This is a genomic window from Pseudomonas sp. (assembly GCF_049645325.1).
In the GTDB taxonomy this organism is placed as follows: Bacteria; Pseudomonadota; Gammaproteobacteria; order Pseudomonadales; family Pseudomonadaceae; genus Aquipseudomonas.
The window spans coordinates 1-3,358 of sequence record NZ_JBARTQ010000246.1 but is presented as its reverse complement, the minus strand read 5'-3'; the positions used below and the strand labels follow the sequence as shown (position 1 = coordinate 3,358).

The 3,358-nt window shown below is 58.0% G+C and carries 4 protein-coding genes; 2 read left to right on the top strand and 2 right to left on the bottom strand.

Annotated features, from left to right (window positions below; translation table 11 throughout):
* Together tpx and WBB95_RS10795 are read right to left on the bottom strand one after the other, a co-directional pair.
* Window positions 1-282 (bottom strand): thiol peroxidase (gene tpx, locus WBB95_RS10800; RefSeq protein ID WP_424487580.1); only part of this gene is annotated, 282 nt, incomplete at its 3' end.
* Between the two features lie 146 nt (window positions 283-428).
* Window positions 429-842 (bottom strand): hypothetical protein, encoded by a 414-nt coding sequence (locus WBB95_RS10795; protein ID WP_424487579.1) that lies wholly within the window; start codon window positions 840-842, stop codon window positions 429-431.
* A 246-nt stretch (window positions 843-1,088) separates the two neighbouring features.
* Between WBB95_RS10795 and WBB95_RS10790 the strand changes: the two genes are divergently transcribed.
* Together WBB95_RS10790 and WBB95_RS10785 are read left to right on the top strand one after the other, a co-directional pair.
* Window positions 1,089-2,378, top strand: coding sequence for a glycosyltransferase (locus WBB95_RS10790; RefSeq protein WP_424487578.1), 1,290 nt, complete (start codon window positions 1,089-1,091; stop codon window positions 2,376-2,378).
* A 72-nt stretch (window positions 2,379-2,450) separates the two neighbouring features.
* Entirely contained in the window at window positions 2,451-3,356 is a 906-nt protein-coding gene (locus WBB95_RS10785) for a helix-turn-helix domain-containing protein (RefSeq protein ID WP_424487577.1), read from the top strand.
* Window positions 3,357-3,358 lie beyond the last annotated feature (2 nt).

Sequence of the window (3,358 nt, the reverse complement as noted above, 5' to 3'; positions counted from 1 at the left end):
GCAGAAACGCTTCTGGGCAAACGGCAGATCGGAAGAGATGCACAGCACCACAGTGGTGCTCACTTCGTTGACCTGAGCGTTGAACTTGCGCACCGAGGTGGCGCAGGTTGGGGTGTCGACGCTTGGGAAAATGTTCAACACTTTGCGCTTGCCGGCGAAAGTGTCCAGGGTTGCCTCGGAAAGATCGACAGCGATCAGGGTGAACTCTGGGGCGGTGGAACCAGTTTGCGGCAATTGGCCTTCAACCTGGACAGGGTTACCACGAAGGGTGACTTGAGCCATGAACGGAATCCTTATACTGGGTTTGGTTAAAACGAATTCGAGAGGCCGAAGTTAACCACAAAGTAAGGGGGATGACCTATCAGCAAACGGATTCTTTATGCAAAAACGGGCCGCCGACTCAGCGATGCCAGGCGGCCCATGGCGCGTCAGACACTAAAGTCGAACGTTGCCGTTCCGCGGTCGTCTGGCCCTCCCTTGTCAAAGATGAACACGACTTTAACGGTGATCCGCGTCGAGTTACCCAGCGCCAGCGCCCCCAGGGCACCCCAGGTATGCCATTGACCATCCTGGATTCTATTGTCGGGCGAGTTGAGCTTCCAGTCCCCAGCGGAATGCGCGTCGACAACAATATTGATATTTGCTTTGTTGTGATTCGGCACGGAGGTGAACTTATAGCGCAGTGTTTCAATCGTCAGGGTATTACCTGACCGAAGCCAGCGCATTTCAAGATTGCCTGTGCTTGCGCTCGCACTGGCAGTGAACGTGTGGCCTGCCCAGTTCATGGGAGCCTGAGGGCTTGCGGGAATGGGTGTGCCTGGGTTAGCGGCTTTCTTGGTCATTTTGAAGTGTTCTCCATGCGCTAAGGTGGAACCGCTCCCAATCGATTGATTGAAAGATCGCAACCAACTTAGCAACCAGGCAGGCCTTTCATAACTGTCACAAGTGACAGTGTCGTAGTTCATTTTGCTATCAAACACCCCGCTCTGATCGCGACAACTGCCTCGCGTAGGAGGCGCGCCGATCTGTGTTCTAATTGCCCTTGTTTGCCGGCAATGCAGCCGAAGTATTAGCAAGGATCGACTCTGATGAACCACCCCGCCACTAAAGTCCTGGTCATAGGCTACGTCTGGCCGGAACCCCGTTCCTCAGCCGCTGGCGGGCACATGATGCAGATCCTGCAGAGCTTTCTGGATCAGGGTTGGGACATCACCTTCAGCAGCCCCGCGACCATTGGCGAACACAAGGCCGACTTGCCGGCGCTGGGGATTGCCGAATGCGCGATTGAGCTCAATAACAGCAGCTTTGATGATTTTATTCGCCAGTTAGCCCCGGATATCGTGGTGTTCGACCGTTTCATGATGGAAGAACAATTCGGCTGGCGCGTGGAGCGGTGCTGCCCCGACGCCCTGCGTGTGCTGGAAACCTCCGACCTGCAAAGCCTGCGCGACGCGCGTCACCAGCGCTTCAAGGACCACCTCAAGGCCCACCCCGGCAGCGACGACTTCACTGCGCTCTTTACCCCCGCGCTGGAGGAAGAATTCCTGCTAATGGCCGACACTGATCTGGCCAAGCGCGAGATCGCGGCGATTTACCGCTGCGATATCAGCCTGATGATTTCCGACGTGGAGATCCGCCTGTTGACCGAGTACTTCAACGTGCCGGCCACCCTGCTGCATTGGTGCCCATTGATGATGGCACCGCCGACCGCGCCTTTCGCACCGTTTGAAGACCGCGCGCACTTTTTGAGCATCGGCAACTTCCGACATGCGCCCAACTGGGACGCCGTGCTCTGGATGAAAAACAGCCTCTGGCCGCTGATCCGCCAGCAATTGCCGGGGGCCCAGCTGCATATTTATGGTTCCTACACGCCACCCAAGGCCACGGCCCTGCACAACCCCGCGCAAGGTTTTCACGTGATGAACTGGGCTGAAGACGCCCTGCACGTCATGACTGCGGCACGCATCTGCCTGGCGCCCTTGCGTTTTGGCGCCGGGATCAAAGGCAAGCTGGCGGATGCGATGCTCTGCGGTACACCGAACATCACCACGCCGATCGGCGCCGAGGGCATGCACGGCGAGCACGCCTGGCCGGGCGTGATCGAACACAGTGCCCCGGCCCTGGCCGCCGCTGCCGTGGCGTTGTATCAGGACCGAGAGCGCTGGACCCAGGCCCAGGACGATGGCCGCCACGTGCTTGCCCGCCGCTACGACCAAGCCCTTCACGGCCCGGCGCTGATAGGCTGCCTGGAGCGTTGCCGCAGCGACCTCGACGCCCATCGTCGCCGCAACTTCACGGGCGGCATGTTGCGCCACCATGCGCATAAAAGTACCCAATACATGTCCCAGTGGATCGAGGCAAAAAACCGCGTGGTTTAGACACCGGCGCTGGCGAGGTCGCGCGCAAGGGGGCATTATCCTACGCAGCGACCACAATAAAGCGACGGCAGCATGACCCGAGCAACGCGCATCACCGACCCTTCCTACGAGCTGATGGACGACCACAACGGCCTGTCCATCATCTATCGCCAGCACGGTTTCCCCTGCCCGCTGGTGCGCTGGCACTTCCATAAGGAGTACGAGCTGCACCTGATCGTAGCAAGCTCCGGCAAAGTGTTTATTGGCGACTACATCGGCAATTTCTACCCGGAAAGCCTGTTCCTCACCGGCCCCAACCTGCCCCACAACTGGATCAGCCAGGTGGAGGAAGACGAAGTGGTGCCCAAGCGCGACATGCTGGTCAACTTCACGGAGGACCTGTTTGAAGGCGGCAGCCAGATATTTACCGAGCTCAAGACGCTGGCGCCGTTACTCGAACGCGCGCAGTACGGCATCGAGTTTCGCTGCAAGCGTACGATTGCCCAGGCGATGACGTTGATGCAGCGCATCGAGGATGCCCAGGGCATGGCACGGCTGGGGCACTTCTTTATCTTGCTGGAAGTGTTGAGCGCCTGTGAGGACTACCAACTGCTGTCCGGGGTGAACACGCCGCAGTTGGCCGACGAACACAGCGTCGACCGGACCAACCGCGCGGTGGACTACATTTTTGCGCATTACGCGCGGGAGTTGTCGCTGGAGGAAGTGGCGGAATACTTGGGGATGAAGCCGACTTATTTTTCGCGGGTATTCAAACAAGCAACCGGGCGCACCTTTATCGAGTTTGTTAATCGGCTGCGCATCAGTAAATCGTGTGAGCTATTGGCTGACGGGGATAAAGCGGTGACCGATGTTTGTTTTGAGTCGGGGTTTAATAATATTTCGAATTTTAATCGTCGGTTTCAGCAGTTGAAAGGCATGACGCCTTCGCATTATCGACGGTTGGCGGTACAGCGATTGACCGAGCAGAATTTGGCCTAGGT

Bases quoted from the DNA above. Each gene is read 5' to 3' on its own strand.
- WBB95_RS10785 (WP_424487577.1), top strand. From the start codon at position 2,451: ATGACCCGAGCAACGCGCATCACCGACCCTTCCTACGAGCTGATGGAC.
- WBB95_RS10795 (WP_424487579.1), bottom strand. From the start codon at position 842: ATGACCAAGAAAGCCGCTAACCCAGGCACACCCATTCCCGCAAGCCCT.
- WBB95_RS10790 (WP_424487578.1), top strand. From the start codon at position 1,089: ATGAACCACCCCGCCACTAAAGTCCTGGTCATAGGCTACGTCTGGCCG.